The organism is Uliginosibacterium gangwonense DSM 18521 (genome assembly GCF_000373965.1).
In the GTDB taxonomy this organism is placed as follows: Bacteria; Pseudomonadota; Gammaproteobacteria; order Burkholderiales; family Rhodocyclaceae; genus Uliginosibacterium; species Uliginosibacterium gangwonense.
Map to the genome: position 1 here is coordinate 296,695 of NZ_KB892857.1, position 21,258 is coordinate 317,952.

The 21,258-nt window shown below is 59.1% G+C and carries 19 protein-coding genes; 13 read left to right on the forward strand and 6 right to left on the reverse strand.

The genetic code is table 11. The annotated features are described in order from the left end of the window. Positions 1-30 precede the first annotated feature (30 nt). Complete coding sequence (locus B145_RS0115930) at positions 31-1,314, reverse strand: MFS transporter (RefSeq protein ID WP_018608615.1); 1,284 nt, start codon at positions 1,312-1,314, stop codon at positions 31-33. A 115-nt stretch (positions 1,315-1,429) separates the two neighbouring features. Here B145_RS0115930 and B145_RS0115935 point away from each other — a divergent pair, with 115 nt between their 5' ends. The 3 genes from B145_RS0115935 to B145_RS25925 all read left to right on the forward strand — a co-directional run bounded on the left by B145_RS0115935 (position 1,430) and on the right by B145_RS25925 (position 4,501). After that, the gene (locus B145_RS0115935; protein WP_018608617.1) at positions 1,430-2,332 is read left to right on the forward strand and encodes a LysR family transcriptional regulator; all 903 of its coding nucleotides are present in this window, start codon (positions 1,430-1,432) and stop codon (positions 2,330-2,332) included. 61 nt (positions 2,333-2,393) lie between these two features. Next, on the forward strand, positions 2,394-3,059 hold the full coding sequence (locus tag B145_RS0115940; protein ID WP_018608619.1) for a response regulator: 666 nt from the start codon (positions 2,394-2,396) through the stop codon (positions 3,057-3,059). Further along, a complete protein-coding gene (locus B145_RS25925) occupies positions 3,056-4,501 on the forward strand; it encodes an ATP-binding protein (RefSeq protein ID WP_018608621.1) in 1,446 nt (481 codons plus the stop codon). The genes B145_RS0115940 and B145_RS25925 overlap by 4 nt, the downstream gene beginning before the upstream one ends. On the opposite strand, the gene B145_RS25930 is transcribed toward B145_RS25925, so the two are convergent. Next, entirely contained in the window at positions 4,502-5,368 is an 867-nt protein-coding gene (locus B145_RS25930) for a spermine/spermidine synthase domain-containing protein (RefSeq protein ID WP_018608623.1), read from the reverse strand. Positions 5,369-5,666: 298 nt separating this feature from the next. On the opposite strand from B145_RS25930, the gene B145_RS25935 reads away from it, so the two are divergent. The 3 genes from B145_RS25935 (at position 5,667) to B145_RS0115965 (ending at position 9,007) form a co-directional block, all read left to right on the forward strand. Next, on the forward strand, positions 5,667-5,975 hold the full coding sequence (locus tag B145_RS25935; RefSeq protein ID WP_018608624.1) for an STAS domain-containing protein: 309 nt from the start codon (positions 5,667-5,669) through the stop codon (positions 5,973-5,975). 162 nt (positions 5,976-6,137) lie between these two features. Next, positions 6,138-7,898 carry a chemotaxis protein CheA gene (locus tag B145_RS0115960; protein ID WP_018608625.1) on the forward strand — a complete coding sequence of 587 codons (1,761 nt, stop codon included), beginning with the start codon at positions 6,138-6,140 and terminating at the stop codon, positions 7,896-7,898. A gap of 20 nt (positions 7,899-7,918) precedes the next feature. Further along, entirely contained in the window at positions 7,919-9,007 is a 1,089-nt protein-coding gene (locus B145_RS0115965; protein WP_018608626.1) for a protein-glutamate methylesterase/protein-glutamine glutaminase, read from the forward strand. Between the two features lie 81 nt (positions 9,008-9,088). Here B145_RS0115965 and htpX read toward each other — a convergent pair whose 3' ends face one another. From htpX to def, 3 genes are all read right to left on the reverse strand, one after another. Next, positions 9,089-9,934 (reverse strand): zinc metalloprotease HtpX, encoded by an 846-nt coding sequence (htpX, locus tag B145_RS0115970; protein WP_018608627.1) that lies wholly within the window; start codon positions 9,932-9,934, stop codon positions 9,089-9,091. 144 nt (positions 9,935-10,078) lie between these two features. After that, the gene (fmt, locus tag B145_RS0115975; protein ID WP_018608629.1) at positions 10,079-11,011 is read right to left on the reverse strand and encodes a methionyl-tRNA formyltransferase; all 933 of its coding nucleotides are present in this window, start codon (positions 11,009-11,011) and stop codon (positions 10,079-10,081) included. 66 nt (positions 11,012-11,077) lie between these two features. Then, positions 11,078-11,581, reverse strand: a complete 504-nt coding sequence (def, locus tag B145_RS0115980; RefSeq protein ID WP_018608630.1) for a peptide deformylase — start codon at positions 11,579-11,581, stop codon at positions 11,078-11,080. Positions 11,582-11,849: 268 nt separating this feature from the next. On the opposite strand from def, the gene B145_RS0115985 reads away from it, so the two are divergent. The 6 genes from B145_RS0115985 (at position 11,850) to B145_RS0116010 (ending at position 19,188) form a co-directional block, all read left to right on the forward strand. Continuing rightward, a complete protein-coding gene (locus tag B145_RS0115985) occupies positions 11,850-12,908 on the forward strand; it encodes a LysM peptidoglycan-binding domain-containing protein (protein WP_026259196.1) in 1,059 nt (352 codons plus the stop codon). A gap of 5 nt (positions 12,909-12,913) precedes the next feature. Beyond that, a complete protein-coding gene (gene dprA / locus B145_RS0115990) occupies positions 12,914-14,017 on the forward strand; it encodes a DNA-processing protein DprA (protein WP_018608633.1) in 1,104 nt (367 codons plus the stop codon). A gap of 43 nt (positions 14,018-14,060) precedes the next feature. After that, positions 14,061-14,549 (forward strand): Smg family protein, encoded by a 489-nt coding sequence (locus tag B145_RS0115995; RefSeq protein ID WP_018608635.1) that lies wholly within the window; start codon positions 14,061-14,063, stop codon positions 14,547-14,549. 147 nt (positions 14,550-14,696) lie between these two features. Beyond that, the gene (locus B145_RS0116000; RefSeq protein ID WP_018608637.1) at positions 14,697-17,318 is read left to right on the forward strand and encodes a DNA topoisomerase III; all 2,622 of its coding nucleotides are present in this window, start codon (positions 14,697-14,699) and stop codon (positions 17,316-17,318) included. Between the two features lie 332 nt (positions 17,319-17,650). Then, positions 17,651-18,094: a CBS domain-containing protein gene (locus tag B145_RS0116005; protein WP_018608639.1), complete on the forward strand. Its 444-nt coding sequence runs from the start codon at positions 17,651-17,653 to the stop codon at positions 18,092-18,094. A gap of 194 nt (positions 18,095-18,288) precedes the next feature. Then, entirely contained in the window at positions 18,289-19,188 is a 900-nt protein-coding gene (locus B145_RS0116010; protein WP_018608641.1) for a cation diffusion facilitator family transporter, read from the forward strand. A gap of 6 nt (positions 19,189-19,194) precedes the next feature. Here B145_RS0116010 and gstA read toward each other — a convergent pair whose 3' ends face one another. Continuing rightward, positions 19,195-19,806 carry a glutathione transferase GstA gene (gene gstA, locus B145_RS0116015; protein WP_018608643.1) on the reverse strand — a complete coding sequence of 204 codons (612 nt, stop codon included), beginning with the start codon at positions 19,804-19,806 and terminating at the stop codon, positions 19,195-19,197. A gap of 447 nt (positions 19,807-20,253) precedes the next feature. Between gstA and B145_RS0116020 the strand changes: the two genes are divergently transcribed. Then, on the forward strand, positions 20,254-21,258 hold a 1,005-nt coding region (locus B145_RS0116020; RefSeq protein WP_018608645.1), incomplete at its 3' end, for a mannose-1-phosphate guanylyltransferase.

The window sequence follows — 21,258 nt, forward strand, 5'->3', positions numbered from 1 at the left end:
GGCCGGTTTTTTCTGCATGCTACAGGACAATCAACGCAGTGCAAGTCCGCTTGCCGCGCAGCGCCCGGTTTCGGCGAGGTTACGCAGATACAGGGCGACCACCATGGCAATGGTCAGCAGCGCCAGCGCCAGTTCCACCACGGCCGCCCAGCCGCCATGTTGCCAGAACCAGCCACCGCTGGAGCCGACGAAGCTGGAGCCAAGGTAGTACGCCAGCAGGTAGAGGGAGGTTGCGTGCCCCTTGTTGGATTCGGCCATGCGCCCCACCCAACTGCTTGCCACGGCATGGGTGCCGAAGAAGCCGCCGGTAAGGATCACGATGCCGCAGATCACGCCGGGCAAGGATTGCATCAGCGTCAAACCCACCCCGAGTGCGATGGTGGCCGTGCCCCCCACCAGCACAGGCGCCTGCCCGAAGCGGTCGACCAGATTGCCAGCCAGCGAGGAGGCCGCCGAACCAAACAGATAAGCGGTGAAGATCAGGCCGATCTGCGAAGGGGTCAGCCCAAACTGCGGAGTCATCAGGCGGAAGCCCACGTAGTTGAAGATCGTGACGAATACGCCCATGGTGAGAAAACCCATCATGAACAGGAAGGGCAGGCCGGGGTGGGTCAGATGCGCGCGCCATGTGCGCACGTGATGGGCCAGTTCAAAGCCTTTGCGGCGGACAAAGTTGCGCGAGGTGGGCAGGAGCAGCACAAAACCGGTGGCGGCAAGCAGATTGACCACACTCAGGCTCACCAGGGCAGCACGCCAGGAGAAGTAATCAGCAATGAAGCTGGTGCCGATCCGCCCGACCATGCCGCCAATGGCGGTGCCACCCACATACAGGCCAATGGCGGAGCCCAGGCCGCGTGGGTGGATTTCTTCGGCCAGATAGGCGATAGCCACAGCCGGAATACCGCCCAGGCTCAGCCCGACCAGGGTCCGCAGGGCAAGCAGGGTGTGCCAACCCGGCAAGATGGCGGCAAGCAGGCTGAACAAGGAGGCCAGTGCCATGGAACCGAACATCAGCCAGCGGCGGTCCAGCCCTTCGGAGATGGCCCCCGCACACAGGATGGAGATCGCCAGACACCCCGTCGACAGCGAAAGGGCCAGCGAACTTTGTGCCGGGCTGATGCCAAACTCATGCGCCAGCAAAGGCAACAAGGGCTGCACACAGTACAGGAGGGTGAAAGTGACAAACCCGGCCAGGAACAGCGCAAGGCTGACACGGCGGTAGGCGGGGCTTCCGGGTTCGATCCATACCGGGATGGCGGCGTCGGATTCAGAACTGTGCCCGCTTATGGCGGGCGTGGTTTTAAGGGGGTTCATACAACGGTGCTTCAGGTAACTGATTTGAGGGCTTCAGTATCCTGTTGCAAAAGCTATCCGTCCAATATATTTTAAAGGCAATCTCAATACGTTTTACAGATACCATATAAAAATCATGGAACTACGCCATCTGCGCTATTTTGAAGCGGTTGCCACTGAGCGGAATTTCACCCGCGCAGCCGCCAAGCTGGGTATTGGGCAGCCGCCTTTATCCCAGCAAATCAAGGACCTGGAGTACGAGCTGGGCACCGCTCTGTTCCTGCGCACCCCGCACGGAGTGGAACTGACAGAAGCAGGCACGGCCTTTCTGGCCGAAGCCCGACTGGTACTGAGCGGGGCGGCACGTGCCAAGGCCACTGCGCAACGTGCGGCACGTGGCGAGATTGGGCAACTGCGGGTCGGCTTCACCAGTTCGGCGGCCTTCAACCATGTGGTGCCGACCATGATCCGGAACTTCCGCCGCGCCTATCCACAGGTCCATCTGACCCTGGAAGAAGCCAATACGCGACGGCTGCTGGCGGGGCTGGAAGATGGCAGCCTGGATGCGGTCTTCGTCCGCCCCGGCCCTGTCGCGCCCCCCAAGCTCCAGCTCCTGCGTTTTCCCGATGAAGCGATGAAGATCGTATTGCCCACCAGTCATCGGCTGGCCGGAGAAAAAAGCCTGCCACTGGATGCCCTGGCAGGGGAGCCGTTTGTGATCTTTCCCCATCTGGCCGGGCAAAGCCTGTTTGAAGAGATCGTCAATGCCTGCCGACAGGTGGGCTTCACGCCGATCTTGCGCCAAGAGGCGCCGCAGATATCATCAGTGGTGAATCTGGTGGCTGCCGAAATGGGGGTTTCCATCGTGCCTGCGGCCATCAGTCAGGTACAGATCGAGGGTGTATGCTATGTAGATATAGAGGGTCACGCCCCCCTGGCGCGCCTGGCGCTGGCGACGCGGGAGGGGGAGCCTGCGGTGATCGTGGGCAATTTCCTGCGTCTGGCCACGCCTGAAACCCAGGATAGTCATAAGGCATAAGCATTAACCCCGGCTTAAGGCGAGGTCGCCAGATGCGGCAACATAGGCTATCGTTCTACAAATGAAAATCCTGCTGATTGAAGACGATTTGCAACTGGGCAAGGCTGTTGCCCGTGCATTGGAACAAAGCGGCTTTGAAATCTGCTGGGTGCGGATGGTCAAAGACGCCCTGACCCAGATGGCGCAGCCGAACTTTGCCGTCATCCTGCTTGATCTGGGCCTGCCCGATGGCTCGGGCCTGGATTGTCTGCAACAATTGCGCACCACGGGCGACACCACCCCCGTGCTGGTGCTGACTGCCCGTGATGCGCTGGAGGACAAGGTCGTGGTGCTGGACGCCGGGGCGGACGACTATCTGGTCAAACCCTTTGCGGTGCCGGAATTGGTCTCCCGCATCCGTGCGCTGGTGCGCCGTAGCGCGGGTTACGCCAGCCAGGTCTGGCAGGCAGGCCCCTTGAGCCTGGACCCAGTGGGCCAGCGCGTCAGCATGGACGGGCAGCCGATCAGCCTCTCCCCCCGTGAATTCGTGATCCTCACCGAACTGGTGCGCAACGCCGGTCAGGTGGTACGCAAGCGCCAACTCGAAAGTGCCTTCTTCGGCCAAGGCGATGGCGCAGACAGCAATGCACTGGAAGTCCATATCCACCACCTGCGGCGCAAACTGGGCACCGATCTGATCCAGACCGTGCGTGGCGTGGGCTACATGCTCAATCGCAGCAACTCATGAAGCGGCGCTCAATCCTGCTGCGTCTGGTGGTGATCCAGATGCTGATCCTGCAAGTGGTGTGGGCCATCAGTGGCTATGTCTCATATCGCAGTGCGCTGACCACCGAAACCGGGAGCTTTGACCGCCAGCAGGCCATGGTGGCCAAGGGGCTGGCCGGGATTGCCGAGAACCTTGCCGCAGAACACTCAGCCATGCTCGTGCAAAGCGTTCAGCGCATGGAGCAGACCTACCGCGAAGCATTTGAGCAAAGCGCTGCTGAACAGCGTGGCCAGCACGTCGGTTTCCGCCCCATCATCGAGGTGTGGCACAAGGATGGCACCTTGCTATACCGCACGGCAGGTGCCACACCGTTTGAACTGGATATCCCCAGCAATACCTTTGTCGACAAGATTTACCAGAACGAACCCTGGCACTTCTATTCGATCCTGAGCGACTCGGGTCTGGTCACCGTCATCCAGGGCGAATCGCTGGAGGTGCGCAAATCCCTGTTCCGCCCGCCGCTGACCCAGTTCCTGATCCATCTGCTGATTGCCTTTGGCATTTTCCTGTTCATATCCTGGCTGGCATTGCGGGTCGGCTTGCGGCCCTTGCGCCAGATGGCCCGGGAGTTACGTGGCCGTTCCCGCCTGGATTTGCGGCCCTTTGCCTACGGCGAGAAGTATTTTGAAACGCGCCCTCTGGTGGTGGCCCTGAATGACCTGATGCGCCGGGTGGCCACGCTGCTCCAGCATGAAAAGGCTTTTCTTGCCGATGCGGCGCATGAGCTGCGCACCCCCATCACCGCCGTGCGGACCCAATTGCATGTGCTGCTCCATGCCCGGGATGACGCCGAGCGTGCCGAAGTAGCCCAGGAAATTGAAGCCGGGCTGGATCGCGCCAGCTCACTGGCCCACCAACTCATCACCATGGCCCGCGTGGATTCCGAAGCCTATGAACTACAACTGGCCCGCGTGGATCTGGCCGAGCTGGCACAAGACAGCATAGCGAACCTCGCTCCCCTGGCGATGCGCAAGAAAATTGATTTATCATATTCCGGCCCGACTCATCTGGGCATGGTCGGTGACGCGGGTGCCCTGCAATCCATTCTCAACAATCTGCTTGAAAATGCGATCAAATACGTTCCATCCCAAGGGCAGATAGAGGTGCAATTGCAAGGCGGCCTGCACACCAACCGGCTGGTGGTGCGCGATGATGGCCCCGGCGTGCCGCCCGAAAGTGCCACGCGCCTGTTCGAGCGCTTCTACCGTGTGCCCAACAACACGACCTGCGGCAGCGGGCTGGGTTTGGCCATCGTGAAGAAACTGGTCGAGCGCCACGACGGGAGCATTTTTGTCGTGGAAGGCCTCAATGACCAGGGGATCGGCTTTGAAGTCATCCTCCCGGCCATCTGCAACGCTTCGGAAGATCGCCTGCAACTGCCGGACCCAAGCCTGCAGTCATAACTATTTGGCATTCTCCCCCAGCGCCTTGGCCAACCATGGCGGGCAGGCCTGCAAGGCGTGGTACTGTGCCGCATCCAGCGCCCGCAATGAGCCAATCTGAGCAAGCCTTGCCTGAAGTATGGCGTCTGGCAAGGTGGCCGGATCATAGGCGTCGGCCAACACTGCCATGGCCCACAACCCACCATAGGAAGGCACCCACGGAAAGATGGGGCGCACATGGCGGAACACTGTGCGTGCAACCTGGTAGAGCGCAGCGCACTGTGCAGGCTGGAAGAATGGCGCCCCCCATTGCAGGCAGAGCGCGCCACCCGGATTCAGCACACGTTTGCAAGCCATCAGGAATTCTGCTGTAAACAAAGGGGCAGCCAGCCCACCCGGGTCGGTCAAATCGAAAATCACCAGATCAAACCCTGGCTGTGAATTTTGCCAACGGCATACATAGTCCCTGGCATCACCATAAACGATTTTTACCCGTGGGTCATCCCACGCACCTGCTGGCAGGCTGGGCAGATAGCGCTGTACCAGCTTGACCACTTCTGCGTCCAGCTCGGCAACGAGCACCTCCTGCATGCTGGGGTAGCGCAGCAACTCCCGCGCGCTGGCACCATCGCCGCCTCCCAAGACCAATGCACGCCGTGGCTCAGCCTGTGCCAATGCAGCCACGTGCACCAGGGGTTCATGACACATGAATTCATCGGCCTCGGTCGCCATACAGCAATCATCCAGGCGATACAGGCGCCCCCATGCCGGGGTTTGCCACACTTCCCAGCGCTGGTAGGCGCTTTGCCCTGAAGCCAGCAAACGGGCATCTGCCGCCAGCCACCCCAGATGTTCGGCAAACTGTTCTTTAAGCGCTTGTGCGTCCAAGACCTCTTTACTCCTGCTCGAAATCCTCGTTTATCCACATAACTCTGGTTTCTGTGCGGCACTTCACACCGCTGACGGCCTGCTGCCACAGATTCTGAACAGGTTTTTATTCCATTGCCAAACTCATCCGCTTTTTGTCGACTTCGCCTTGCCATGGTGGAAGAAAACCGCGCACATGCACCGCTCACCCCCTTATTGCCGCCTCTTGGGGCATGGCGGCAAGACCAAAGGGCAAGACCGGTGCCCCACCACGAGAGTTACGGCTCAATCAAAGCGTTGCTATCAGACAAACACTGACATGTCGGCTAGAAGAATTTACGCCCAGGACGATCTGACCATCCATCATATCCATGATCTGGCGCCTGAACTCATCGCTGCAGCATGTAGTGGCGATTTGTTGCACATCGACCTCTCGGCGGTTGAGCGTATTGACACTTCAGGCGTGCAACTGCTGGCCATGTTGCAGCGCGAAGCGTTGCGTTGCAGCACGGAACTGGTATTTGAAAATCCCAGCGCAGCCGTGCAGGACATGCTGGGTTTCTATAACCTGAACACCTTGCTGCGGGGCAGTCCGAAAGCCTCGCAAGGAGCGCCCGTCCACGAATAGGCCCAAACGGCACCTCCACTCCTGGGCAGCCTGACCTGCCCATGCAGACATATGCGTTTTGGAGCAAAACACCCGATAGTGAAGATAGCGGGCTTGCTCCAGGGGTGTTTGTTCCCATCTCTCAGCAAGCCTTCCACGGTGTCGATGCGTTTGGAAAAAGCAATGCTGATGAATTCTGCCCTTTCCCTCTTTGTTTCAGAGTGCGGCGAACAGATGGATCGTCTGGAAGCCCTGCTGCTCGCACTTGAACGCGACGAGGCCGACGGACAGGGGCTGGACGAGATGTTCCGCACCATCCACACCATCAAGGGCAATGCCAGCGTAATGCAGGCCGCCGAGATTGAGTGGTTTGCCCATATTATTGAAAGTGTTTTAGGGCGCTTACGTAACAACATCATCCGACCCGACCGATTACTGATTTCCACCTTGCTACCGTGCATTGATCACCTACGTTTTCTGGTCAGCTTGTGCACCATGCCTGAAAAAGCCTCGCAACAATTTGCCGACGAAGAACGGGCCCGCCTGATCGGCCTGCTGGTACCTTACCTGGGGGATGAAGGGGATCTGGCGTTTTCAGAGCAACCTCGCGTGCGGGACAGCTCAAGCTGGTCGATCTCTGTGCGCTTTGCCCCTGAAGTCCTGCAGCAAGGCCTGGACCCGATGTTCTTTTTCCTCCATCTGCAAACCATTGGGCGCATCACGACGCTGGAAACCGTGATGGAAAACCTGCCGCCCACCAAGGATTACAACCCGGAACACTGCTATCTGCGCTTTGAACTTGCACTGGACACCGTGGTGGACAAGCAAGGCATTGAAGACGCCTTCACCTTGGTACGTGATGCCTGCGATCTGCGCATCACCCCCCCGCCGAACAAGACGCATAGCTTTATTGAGCTGGTCAGCTCTTTGCCCAACGAAGATCTGCACCTGGGCGAGATGCTGGTACGCATTGGCGCCTTGACCTCTGAAGAGTTGGCCGTAGCCTTGCGCAGCCAGCGTATGGCCGAGCGGCAGCATCGCACCGAATGTGAAATCGGTCAGGTGCTGGCCGAGGAGGGCTATGTGGAAGCCGAGCTGATTGACGCAGTCCTGCGTCGGCAGAGCGAAATCCGTGTGACCCTGGCGCAAGAGCACCGGCTGCTCCACGTCAAAGGCGAGCAGGTCGCCACGCTGGAAGACCTGCTGCACCTGATTCACCATGGCCTGGAAAGGCTCAAACTGGAAAGCGCGGGCAGTACCGAGGATTCCCTGATCGCCCGCCAGATTCCAGCCCTGATTGCACAGACCCGGCATGCGCTGAACATCACCCACGAGATTCAACGCATCCGCCTAGATGAAATTTTCCGCCGCCTCCACCGGGTGCTGCGCGATACGGCACGTGAATTGGGCAAGCAGGCTGATCTGCTGCTCAGTGGCGGGGAACTGGAGGTTGAGCGCGCACTGGGCGAAGGCTTGGCCACCCCGCTGATCCATCTGGTACGTAACGCCCTTGATCATGGCCTGGAACCCCCCACCGAGCGCATGGCCGCAGGCAAGAATATGCGTGGTCTGATCCGCCTGGACGCTTGGCAGGACGAACACAGCCTGTTCATCCAGCTTGCCGACGATGGTGTTGGCGTTGACCGGGGCCGCATCCGTCATCTGGCACTGGCCAAGGGACTTTTGCAACCCGAACAGCCTATCGATGATGAACGCCTGCTTGCCTTGCTGTTTACCCCTGGCTTCAGCACCACTACCCAGGTCACCCGCATCTCAGGCCGTGGAGTGGGGCTGGATGTCGTCAAGAGAGGGGTAGAAGCACTCGGTGGCAGCATCACCATCCGCAGTTTTCCGGCGCGGGGAACCCGATTCGAGATCCGCCTGCCCCTTGTTCAACAGGCAGCCCAGGGCATGGGCGCTTCATCCTATCAACTTCGCCACTGAGAGCCCCACCGCCGAAGCCTATGCCCCCTCCTATCAAGGTGTTGATCGTCGACGACTCGATTCTGGTTCGTGAGACGGCGAGTCAGATTTTGTCCGGCCACCCGGATATCATGGTCATGGATACCGCCATCGACCCCATCTTCGCCATGGAAACAATGCTCAAGACATGGCCGGACGTAATCGTGCTGGATATCCAGATGCCGCGCATGGATGGCCTGACCTTTCTGCGCAAGATCATGGCCGAACACCCCACTCCGGTGGTCATCTGCTCCACCTTGCTCGGCAACGGCCCCCAGGTAGGGATCGATGCCTTGGCAGCTGGCGCAGTCAGCCTGATCACCAAACCCAAGCTAGGGGTGCGCCATTTTTTTGAGGATGAGAGCGACAACATTCTCGCTGCGGTGCGTGCGGCCGCACGCACCAACCCCAACCGGCTACGCCAGATTGCCAAACAGTCCTCCTTCACCGGCCCCCCCTTGACCAAACCCTCGCCTGCCGGCCTGGGGACCAATCCTTCCCTGGCGCGCCGGGTGATTGCCTTGGGTGCATCCACGGGCGGAACCCAGGCGCTGGAAAGCGTGCTGAAGGCGTTGCCCGTTGAGCTGCCCGGCATCGTCATTGTCCAGCATATGCCATTGGGATTTACAAAGAAATTCGCAGATCACCTTTCCCAAGACACCCGTCTGGTTGTACGCGAAGCAGAGCACAAACAGACCGTTGAACCAGGGCTTGTATTGATCGCCCCGGCAGGGCGCCAGATGCGGCTGATGCAAAATACCCTGCACTACTGCGTGGAAGTGGTGGAAGGCCCCGTGATCAACCGCCACCGTCCTTCGGTGGATTGCCTGTTCAGTTCGGTGGCCAAAACGGCGCGTCAAAATGCCATGGGGGTACTCATGACAGGGATGGGGGATGATGGCGCACTGGGCATGAAAGAGATGTTTGACTCAGGGGCTACCACCATTGCCGAATCAGAGGAGACCTGCGTGGTTTTTGGCATGCCACGGGTTGCCATCCTGCGCGGTGGCGCCCGCGAGGTACTGCCCCTGTACAAGATTGCCGAACGAATCGTGCAATGGGCACGCCAGCCTTTGGTCTGCTACCAATAAATTGATGCGGCAAGCTAACTCATGCGGATGGGTTAAGCCACCCGCATGAGCGGCCGCAATGACTTCACCTGCGAAACATGCTTACCTACGCACCATGGCACGCAGCCTGCGCACACGCTCCTCGGTACTCGGGTGTGTGGAGAAAAGCTGGGTGATGTCGCCACCCGAGAACGGGTTCATAATCATCATCTGCCCGGTTTCAGGGTGTGCCTGCGCAGACGGCATGGGGATACCACGGGCATAGTAGTGGATCTTTTCCAATGCATCCGCCAGCGCATTCGGGTCCCCGCTGATCTCGGCGCCGCCATGGTCGGCTTCATATTCACGTGTCCGCGAAATGGCCATCTGGATCAGCGCAGCAGCCAGCGGTGCCAACAATGCCACCAGCAAGCCCACCAGAGGATTGGCGGGACGGCCTTGCTCATCACGCCCGCCGAAGAAGATCGCCATGTTGGCCAGCATGGAAATGGCACCTGCCATAGTTGCCGAGATGGTCGACAAGAGAATGTCCCGATGCTTCACGTGGGCCAGCTCGTGCGCCATCACACCACGCAATTCACGTTCGCTGAGCATTTGCAGGATGCCCGTGGTGGCAGCCACCGCAGCGTGCTCGGGGTTGCGGCCCGTGGCAAAGGCGTTGGGTTGCGCCTCGTCGATCACATATACTTTTGGCATCGGCAGATTGGCGCGCCGGGCCAAGTCACGCACCAGGTTATACAGGTAGGGCAGCGTGGTGGCATCCACTTCCCTGGCGTTGTACATGCGCAACACCATTTTGTCGGAAAACCAGTAGGAAAACACGTTCATCACGCCACCGAACAACAGCGCCATGATCATCCCGCGTTCCCCACCAATCATCATGCCAATGGCCCCGAACAAGGCCACGATACCTGCCATGAGGATCGAAGTCTTGAACCAATTGAACATTGCTTTAAACCTGCCTTTCAAAGAGTAAGCACACTTATGTGTACAGCCCTTAGATGCGGTTGAAGCAAAAAAATTCAAATCAGGCTACAAATACTTACGATTGATTGCAGCGATCGGCCAAACCCACCATGACATATGGGTTTATTACTCTGGCAGATCGAACTTTTGCCCGACTTCGATGGGAAAACCACGCAGAAAATCCGCTGCCGCCAGACGCTTGCCACCGGGCTTTTGCAACTGGGTCAGGCGTAGCGCCCCTTCACCACAGGCCACCACCACGCCCTGTGCATCGGCTTGCAGCACAAGGCCCGCCTCGCCTGTGGCAACCAGCGCCTCACCCGCCCAAAGCTTGATGGTCTGGCCGTTGATGCTTGCAGCACCGCCGGGGAAAGGGTTGAACGCCCGCAGCTTGCGCGCCAGCACCGCCGCCGAGCTGCGGAAATCCAGTGCAGCTTCGCTCTTTTCAATCTTGTGGGCGTAGCACACACCGTCCTCGGGCTGCACGGTCGCGCTCAAGCCACCCTTTTCAAGCAGACGCAACGCCTGGACGATCATCCGCCCGCCCAACTCGGCCAGCCGATCATGCAGACTGGCGGTGGTATCGGTGGCCAGGATCGGCAGCGCTTCTTTCAGCAACATCGGGCCGGTATCCAGACCCGCTTCCATCTGCATGATGGTGATGCCGGTTTCCGCGTCCCCTGCCTCAATGGCACGATGGATGGGTGCAGCCCCCCGCCAGCGCGGCAGCAGGGAACCGTGGATATTCAGGCAGCCCAGGCGGGGCAGATCCAGCACAGCCTGGGGCAGGAGCAGGCCATAGGCGGCGACCACCAGCACGTCCGGACGGCAGTCTGCCAGGGCAGCCTGTTGCTCCGGGGTACGCAGGCGTTCGGGCTGGTCCACGGCAATCCCGTGCTGCAGGGCCAGTTGCTTGACCGGGCTGGGTTGCAACTGCATGCCACGGCCTGCCGGGCGATCCGGCTGGGTCAGGACGAGCGGAACCTGGAAACCCGCCTCCAGGATGGACTTCAGGGCAGTGGCAGCAAATTCCGGGGTTCCGGCAAAGGCAATTTTCATGGCTGATCCGTGCGAAAAGCAGGGGCAAGAGTGTAGCACTCCCGCCTCCGCGCCATCAGCCAAGCTTCATACCGTGATACGTGCCCGCTTGGCCAGTTTGCTCTTGATCCGGTTCTGCTTGAGGAGCGAGAGGTATTCAACGAAAACTTTGCCATCGAGGTGATCCAGCTCGTGCTGAACGCACACCGCCAGCAGCCCTTCCGCTTCAAATTCAATGACTTCGCCGTTTTCGTTCGACGCGCGCACCCGCACCCACTCGGCACGGCTCACGTCTTCGTAGATGCCGGGCACCGACAGGCAGCCTTCTTCGCAAAGCTGCTCGCCACGGCGCTCCAGAATGACTGGGTTGATCAATGCGCGTAATTCGGACTTGGTTTCCGAGACATCAATGACCACAATGCGCTCATGCACATTGACCTGTGTTGCCGCCAGACCCACACCAGGGGCGGCGTACATGGTTTCGGCCATATCCTTGACCAATTGCCGCACGCGGTCGTCGATAACGGCTACGGATTGGGCCTTGGTATGTAATCTTGCGTCGGGGTAGTGAAGAATGGGCAGCAGCGCCATTTGTCAGAAAGCCTTGAAGTATGAGTATGCTACGTGCAGAATCTAACGCAAAACTTGAATGTTTTGCAGCCGGTTTGGGGGTTGTTGTCCAGTCATGGAAGCTGTTGTAATTTTATGCAAGCCTACGCCCATAATAAAGGGTGTCTGCCAAACAAGATTGCAAACAGATGCCCGGACCACAATAATAACCCGGTTGCTTGGCCGCGATGGCCTACTCAGTCGCTGCGTGTCACAACGCGCAGCAACGATCGATCACACGGGGTTTGCCATGCAAAAAACTCTTTTCGGCCTGCTTTTTTCCGTTTTCACGGCAATGTCCGGCACTGCATTTGCTGCCGAGGGCGCCAACACGGACAAGGTTCAGGTCGCCGACAACGCCCCTGACAGCTATGTTGTCAAGCGCGGAGATACGCTCTGGGCCATCTCCGGCAAGTTCCTCAAGCAGCCCTGGCGCTGGCCAGAGGTTTGGCGGATGAACAAGGACGCGATCCACAACCCGCACCTGATCTACCCAGGGCAGACAGTGTATCTGGACCGCAACGGCCCAACCCTGTCGCTGGGCGAGAATAGTGGCGTAGGTGGGCGGGACAAGCTCTCGCCCCAGGTGTACGCCAAGGACGCGGAGTCTCCGATCACCAGCATTTCGCTGGATGCGATCAAGAACTTCCTGGAAGAGCCGCTTGTTTCCGAATCAGGGGACGAGCGCGGCCTGCCTTCAGTCATTGCGATTGAAGACAACCGCGTGGCGGGCGGCCCAGGCAACAACATCTTCGCCAAGGGTGTGGGGGGTGTCACCGACCAATGGAGCATCTACCGTCGTGGGCAGCCGATCCGCCATCCGGAAAACAAAGAGATTCTCGGCTACGAAGCCATGTATGTCGGCAACGCCAACACGATTGTGGCGGCGCAGGGCGACACGGCTGCAGAACTCAAGATCACCAACTCCCAGCATGAGGCTTCGGTCGGTGACCGGCTGACTCCGGCCGTCAAGACCGATGTGTTTGCCTACGCACCGCATGCACCGGCCCCCGGCATCCGTGGCGTGGTCACCTCCTTGTATGGTTCGGTGGGTTCGGCTGGCCGCTACTCGGTGATCTCCTTCAGCCTGGGCAAGAACGACGGCATTGAGCCCGGCCATGTTGTGGCGGTCAACCGTTCGCGTCACCCGGTGGTCTATAAGCTTGATGGCACCAAGGAAAGCTACAAGCTGCCAGAGGCTCGCTCGGGTCTGGCCTTTGTGTTCCGCGTCTTCAACCGCCTGTCTTACGCTCTGGTGATGGATGCAGTGGAGCCTGTGAATGTGGGCGACGCTGTCGTCGCACCCTGATCCGGTTGAGCGGGTACGACAAAGAACTTCCTTACTGGCTCCGGCTGTGCCTGATTCCAGGCATTGGGCCGGAGCGCCAGCGGCTGCTCCTGGCCGCTTTCGGCCTCCCTTCCCAGATATTTGCAGCCAGACACGCGGCCCTTGCCGACGTGATCGGCGAACGCTTGTCCAAGGCCCTGCTCAGCCACGACAACCAAGCCGGGGTTGAAAACGCCTTGCGCTGGGTGCAGGAGGAGGGCAACCATATCCTCGCCCTGGGGGAGCCTGACTACCCGCCTGCGCTGCTTGAAATCCCTGATCCGCCCTGCCTGCTCTACGCCAAGGGCCAACTGGCTCTGCTGGCTCGCCCGGCGCTGGCGATGGTCGGGGCACGCAACGCTACCCCGCAGGGCGAACAGAATGCGACAGCCTTTGCCCAGTCACTGGCGGAGGCGGGCATCACGGTCATCAGCGGCTTGGCGCTTGGTATCGATGCAGCGGCCCATCGTGGCGGGCTGAAGGGGCCGGGCAGTACGATTGCCATCATCGGCACCGGCGCCGACCGCATCTATCCGGCGCACAACGCAGCGCTGGCCCGCGAAATCGCCGCCCAAGGCTTGGTTCTGAGCGAATTCCCGCTCGGCACGCCGCCTGCGGCACACAACTTTCCACGCCGCAACCGCATCATTTCCGGCTTGGCGCGTGGCGTGCTAGTCGTCGAGGCTGCCATCAACAGCGGTTCGCTGATCACCGCCCGGCTGGCCGGGGAGCAGGGGCGCGAGGTCTTTGCGATTCCGGGTTCCATCCACTCCCCTTTATCGAAGGGCTGCCACCTGCTCATCAAGCAGGGGGCCAAGCTGGTCGACAGCGCACAGGATATTTTGGAGGAACTGCGCCTGTCTTCCCCGGCAATCGTGGAAAAAACCGCCACGCCAGTGCTGGAGCCCGTTTCGGCTGAGCTTGATGAAGCGCAAGTGCTCGAACAAATGGGCTTTGATCCCGTTGATCCAGACACCTTGGCGACACGTTCGCGCTTGACGCCGGATGCGCTCTTCGCCATGCTGACGTTGCTGGAGCTTGATGGGCGTATTGCGCGCCTGCCAGGTGGCCGGTTTCAACGCATCAATTAGAACGCGTTGTGGGGCGCATCCCACAACGCCATGTGGGGCTGCCATGATTGACATACTGGTTTATCTGTTTGAAACCTACGGATACGCCGATGCTTGCCCCAGTGAGCCCGATCAACTGGCTCATAAGCTCTCCGCAGCGGGGTTTGAGGAAGCGGACATTACCGAGGCACTGGAGTGGCTCTCGGGTTTACACGGCACAGTGCAGAACGCTGGCGTGCCGGAAGAAAGCGAACACCGCGCGATCCGTGTATTCAGCGATCACGAAGCGGCACGTCTGGACCTTGCCAGCCGCAGCTTCCTGATGTATCTGTGCAATACCCGGGTGATCACGCCGGATCAGCGTGAGCGCATCATCGACCGCGCACTGGCGCTGGCCGCACCGGAGGTGAGCATCTCCGAGTTCAAGGTCGTGGTTCTCATGGTGTTGTGGCAGGATAAAACACCGGTGGACAAGCTGATTCTGGACGAACTGATGACCGAAGAAGTGGAGTCCGACGGTGAGGATTGGGGTGAAGCCATCGCCATCCACTGACCCCGTTTTTGTCGGGCAGTGTTGTACCTTCTGTACGGGGGCACTTGCGTAGACTTTGCCCCCACTTCTATCATCGCGCCTTCTTGGTCGTATGCTCGGCGTCCGCCTTGCCAGCCTTGATCATTCATGATCGCTTAATATCGCCTTATGACAAAACAACTCATCATCGCCGAAAAGCCTTCCGTAGCGCAGGACATTGCCCGCGCCCTGGGCGGTTTCACCCGCGAAGGCGATTATTTCGAGAGCGAAGAATACGTGCTCTCCTCCGCCGTCGGCCATCTGCTTGAACTGGCGGTGCCCGAAGAATTCGAAGTCAAGCGCGGCAAATGGAGCTTTGCGCATCTGCCCATGATCCCGCCGCACTTCGCCCTCAACCCTATCGAAAAGAGTGCCGATCGGCTACGGCTGCTGACCCGGCTGATCAAGCGCAAGGATGTGACCGGCCTGATCAACGCCTGTGACGCGGGACGCGAAGGGGAACTGATCTTTACCTATGTGGCCCAGCATGCGGGAACGGCCAAGCCCGTCCGCCGCCTGTGGTTGCAGAGTATGACGGCGCAGTCGATCCGTGATGGCTTCCAGCAACTGCGCACCGCCAACGATATGTCCGGCCTGCGCGAAGCCGCCATCTGCCGTGCAGAGAGCGACTGGCTGATCGGTATCAACGGTACGCGGTCAATGACCGCCTTCAACTCCAAGAGCGGCGGTTTTCACCTGACCACGGTTGGGCGGGTGCAGACACCGACGTTGGCGATCCTGGTCGAGCGGGAAGAGCGCATCCGCCAGTTCAAGTCACGTGATTATTGGGAAGTCGAAGCTCAGTTCGAGGTTGGCGCAGGCAGTTACGTTGGGCGCTGGTTCAATGAGCACTTCAAGAAGCCCGAAGACGACGAGCATGCCACCGCTACCCGCATGTGGGAGCAGGCGCGTGCCGAGGCGATCCGTGCCAAATGCCTGGGCAAGCCGGGCAAAGTGGAGGAAGAATCCAAGCCTTCCACCCAGCTCTCGCCCCTGCTCTTTGATTTGACCAGCTTGCAACGCGAGGCCAACGGGCGTTTCGGTTTCTCCGCCCGCACCACCCTGCAACTGGCCCAGGCGCTATACGAAAAGCACAAGGTGCTGACCTATCCCCGTACCGACGCACGGGCGCTGCCGGAAGATTACGTGGGTACCGTGCCAGGCATCCTGGGTGCGCTGCCCGATGTGTATCAGACGTTTGCGACCGAGGTCGTCAAGCGTGGCTGGGTCAAGCCCAACAAACGCATCTTCAATAATGCCAAGATTTCGGACCACTTTGCCATCATCCCGACCGGCACGGCGCCCAAAAATCTGTCTGAAGCCGAACACAAGATTTACGATCTGGTGACCAAGCGCTTCCTGGCCGTGTTCTACCCGGCTGCGGAATACCTGATTACCACCCGTATCACCCGCGTAGAGGGCGAAAGCTTCAAGACCGAGGGCAAAGTTCTGGTCAATCCAGGCTGGCTCACGATCTACGGCAAGGAAGCCAGCGTGGATGGTGAGGAAGCCACCGGTTCGCTGGTGCCCGTCAAGCCGGGCGAAGGCGCCAAGACCGAAGAGGTACTCGTCAAGGCCAACCAGACCAAGCCGCCTGCACGCTATAACGAAGCCACCTTGCTGTCGGCCATGGAAGGCGCAGGCAAGCTCGTCGACGACGAGGAACTGCGTGCGGCCATGGCAGGGCGTGGGCTGGGTACCCCCGCCACACGGGCGCAGATCATCGAAAACCTGATTGCCGAAACCTATGTGTTGCGCGAAGGGCGGGAACTGATCCCGACCGCCAAGGCGTTCTCGTTGATCACCTTGCTCAAGGGGCTGGGCATCACCGAACTGGCTTCGGCTGAACTCACCGGGGAATGGGAATACAAGCTGGCGATGATGGAAAAGGGGCAGCTCAGCCGGGCTGACTTCATGAGCCACATCGAAGCCATGACGCGGGACATTGTGGAACGCGCCAAGACCTACGATTCGGACACCATCCCTGGGGACTTTGGCATTCTGACTTCCCCCTGCCCAAAGTGTGGTGGGCTGATCCGCGAGAACTACAAGAAATTCCAGTGTTCCGACTGTGACTACGCGTTGTGGAAGATCGTAGCCGGGCGCCAGTTTGAGCCGCATGAGATCGAAACCCTACTCACCACCGGACGCGTCGGCCCCCTGTTGGGCTTCCGTAACAAGATGGGGCGTGCCTTCAATGCCGAAATCCGCCTGAACGACGACAAGCTGCCGGAATTCGATTTCGGCCAGCCGCGTGACGGTGAAGGCTCCGAAGCGCCGGACTTCTCCGAACAGAAAAGCTTGGGGGTCTGCCCCAAATGCGGAGGCGGCGTGTATGAGCATGGCACCACCTATACCTGTGAGAAGGCGCTTGGCCCGGAGAAGAGCTGCGACTTCCGTTCCGGCAAGGTGATCCTGCAGCAAGCTATCGAGACGGAGCAGATGGAGAAGTTGCTGGTCAGTGGCAAAACGGACCTGCTACGCAATTTCGTCTCCTCGCGCACGCATCGCAAGTTCTCCGCTTTCCTGACCTGGGATGCCAAGGCGGGCAAGGTCGGCTTCGAGTTTGAACCGCGTGCCCCCAAAGCGGCCGCCGCCAAGAAAACGGTCGCAAGCACTCCTACTGAAGAAGGCCAGGAAGCCGCAGTACCAGCTGCGGCAGAAAAGGCGACAACCACCAAACCCAAGGCCAAAGCCACGACCAAGAAGGCGCCAGCCAAAACCAGTCGCAGCAAAAAAACCACCGCCTGATCAAGCGGCTGGCGCTTGTTTTAGGCATCAGGGGTGCAGCGCACGCCTGATGCCTGCCAATTTGGATTGCTCTCTGCCGGTTCCGGCATCTGGGCCTGTCGGCCCGCCTTGGGGTAAGCCCGCCTACAAACGCAGGGCCTCCCTCTCCAGTCACCACATTATCAACATTGGTTATGGCCGCGACTGGGCCTCCCTTCTATGCAGTAGAAGGTGACGGGGACGCCGTTTTATCCTATCGTGACGCATGGCAGGCATATTTCTGCCAAACCCCAGCCACACCCGAGACAAATGTGGCGGACATACATCTGCATCCACCAAGAGAGAGACTGAACATGACAACAGTTGGTCAGATCCTGACGGACAAAGGTCACCAGATCCACGCGGTAACACCCGACCATTCGGTATTTGAGGCACTGGAATTGATGGCCAAAAAGGACATCAGCGCCGTGCTGGTCATTGAGGGTGAGCGTCTGGTCGGCATCTTTACCGAGCGTGACTATGCCCGCAAAATTATCCTGCAAGGGCGCACTTCGCGGGATTCCAGAATCGGGGAGATGATGAGTCAGAACCTGCTGACGGTATCCCCCTCACAGACCGTTGAAGACATCATGGCAATCATGACGGAAAACCGCTTCCGCCACCTGCCTGTGGTCAGTCAGGGCAAGCTGATCGGCATCGTCACCATCGGGGATGCCGTCAAGGCCATGCTGGATCAGCAGCAGCAGACCATTCGCCATCTCTCCGGCTATATCTCGGGCGAACTCAACCCTAACTGAGCGGCCCGGTTCTCGCTATCCGACAGGCACCTGAGGGTGCCTGTCGGCGCTCATGCCTCCAGAAACAATAATGCCAATGCATCTAATTCTCAATACAGCTTTGAATTCATTGAATATTTTTTGATAACGATCTAAACCTGAGTGTTTTTCTGGGATAATTCCTATCAGATTGTTTCCCTCAACAAATGTTACCCATGAATCGTAAATCCCGTGTTGCCCTGCTGTCCGTGGGCTCCAATACCCTCCTGATCATCCTCAAGCTGATCGTCGGGCTGCTCTCTGGCTCGGTCAGTATCATTTCTGAAGCCATCCACTCCACCATGGATTTGGCGGCAGCCGTCATTGCCTTCTTCTCGGTAAGGGTTTCAGACCTGCCACCCGATGCGGACCACCCCTATGGTCACGAAAAGTGGGAAAACGTGTCGGGGGTCATTGAGGGCGCGCTGATTGTGATCGCCGCCGGATGGATCATCTACGAAGCCGCTCACAAGCTGCTGGCGGCCAGCCCGATTGAATCCGTGGGCCTGGGCTTTGGCGTGATGGCCATTTCCGCCCTGGTCAACGCACTGGTGTCGGCCCGCCTCTACAAAATTGCCCGCGAAGAGCAATCCATTGCCTTGGAAGCAGATGCCTTGCACCTGAAGGCCGATGTGTATACCTCGCTGGGCGTGGCGGGTGGCCTGGGGCTGATCTGGATCACCGGATGGACCATCCTTGACCCCATCGTCGCCATCCTGGTGGCGATTTTCATCCTGCGTGAAGCCTTCTCGCTGATCAACAACGCTTTTCTGCCATTGATCGATACCAGCCTGCCCGAAGCCGAGCTGGAAATTGTACGCAAGGTTGTCAGCCACTATGCCGACGAAGTGCTGGATCTGCATGACCTGCGCAGCCGTCGTTCGGGCAAGACACGGCATATCGACATGCATCTGATCATGCATCGCTCACGCACGCTGGAGCAAGCGCACGCGCTATGCGACCGCATCGAGGCCGAAATTTCGATCCAGTTGGATCACGCCAAGGTGCTGATCCACCCGGAATGCTGCGCTAGCACCTGCCTGTGCACCCCATCACAGGCCCAGCTTCAAGCATAAAACCGATCAGGCGGCACTCAACCCTTCGGCCTGTAAGGCGGCACGCACGGCAGGCCGCAGGCCGATACGCTCAATATAGTGGGCCAGCAGGGGCCAGGGGGAGAGGTCGAATTTGGCCTCTTTGGCCCAGCCCAACACCACGAAGAGGTAGATGTCGGCCACCGTCATCACGTCCCCCATCAGGAAGGTGCTGTGCTTGAGGCAACTCGACACGAAATCCAAGCGCTTATGCAGTTGTGCATGGGTGCTTTGCAGCCAATCGCCGCTGATTTGTGGGTGAAAAAGCTGGCCCATGCTCTTGTGCAGTTCCGCCGCAATGAAGTTGAGCCACTCCTTCAACTGGGTACGCTCAAAGCTACCCGTCAGCGGCACCAACCTTGATTCGGGTTTCAGGTCAGCCAGATATTGCACGATTGCCGCCACTTCGGTAATCACCTTGCCGTCGTCCAGCTCCAGCGCAGGCACATAGCCTTTGGGGTTGATCTGCACATAATCTCGCCCATCACCGGTCTTGCCGCTGGCTAGGTCCACAGGCACAAGCTGAAAAGACAATTCCGCTTCGCGCAGCACAATATGTGCGGCCAACGAACAATATCCGGCAACGTAAAATAGCTTCATGGCATAAACCTTTTAAAATTCGGGGAGGCGGCGATTATCTACCGATGCAACTGACTGCATTCTGACAAACGCCCCTGTCTATTTGGGCAGATTTTGAAGCCTCTGTCGATCAGGGCATACGATGCTTTTGTTTTTTGGCATATTCATTACATACAGCTTCTGCGCAGTAATTCCTTGTTTCGCTGGCAATAATTCGATCGATATACCAAATATCTATTATTCCATATAGATACATGGAATCATGACATCTTTCTCCATGCACTCGGCTAGCGCCACGCAAGCTGCCATTCTGCAGCCAAGGCCGAACCCCACCCCCGAGAACACGCCACAGAGGCGATCAGGCCCTGCAGAATCATCTGATGAACGTGTCGGCGCATGTCACTATAGCGCTTATCCTCTGGCAGGCTGTACCATGATGCAGCACGTCCGCGACCCACTACACAAAACATGTCCAGCATACGTTTGATACCTACCATTCTTTGCGGTGGCTCAGGCTCCCGTCTATGGCCCGTTTCCCGGGATCTTCACCCCAAACCTTTCATCCGCCTGGCAGATGGGCAAAGCCTGCTGCAAAAATCCTTTTTGCGCGGGGCTGCGTTACCCGGTGTCAGCGAGATATTGACCGTGACCAACCGGGAGTTGTCTTTCAAGGCCAAGGATGAGTTTGCCGAGATCAATGGAGCAGGGCTGGCGACTTCTTTCATTCTGGAGCCTTTTGGCCGTAACACTGCTGCGGCCATTGCCACCACGGTGCTATGGGCAGAGCAGACACACGGCGCGGATACCCTGATCCTGGTATTGGCTGCCGATCATCTGGTGGCNGATCAGGCTGCTTTTGCCACGGCCGTCGCCAAAGCGTGTGAGCTGGCGCAGCAGGACCGGCTGGTGACATTCGGCATCCAGCCCAATGCGCCGGAAACGGGCTATGGCTACATTGAGGCAGACGGCCAGGATGTGTTGCGCTTTGTGGAAAAGCCGGANAAGGAAGCTGCCGAGCAATATCTGGCCACAGGGCGCTTCCTGTGGAATTCAGGCATGTTCTGCTTCAAGGTCAGCACCATGCTCCAGGCCATGCAGGCGCATTGCCCGGAGATCCTGGAATTGAGCCGGCAATGCTTCAAGAAGTCCCGCTACACGCAGGGCCAGAACTTCAGCGAAGTGGACCTGGATGCCGCGAGCTTCCAGCAGGTGCCCAGCACCTCGATTGACTATGCCGTCATGGAAGTGTCCAAGCAGGTTGCCGTGGTGCCTTGCGACATTGGCTGGAGCGACATCGGCTCCTGGAATGCCCTGGGCGACCTGAGCCCGGCGGATGACAAGGGCAACCGCGTGGTCGGCAACACCGTGCTGCTCCACGATGCCAGCAACTGCTATGTGCAGAGCGACCGGGTGGTAGGTGCCGTCGGCGTTGATAACCTGATTGTCGTCGATACGCCGGACGCACTGCTGGTG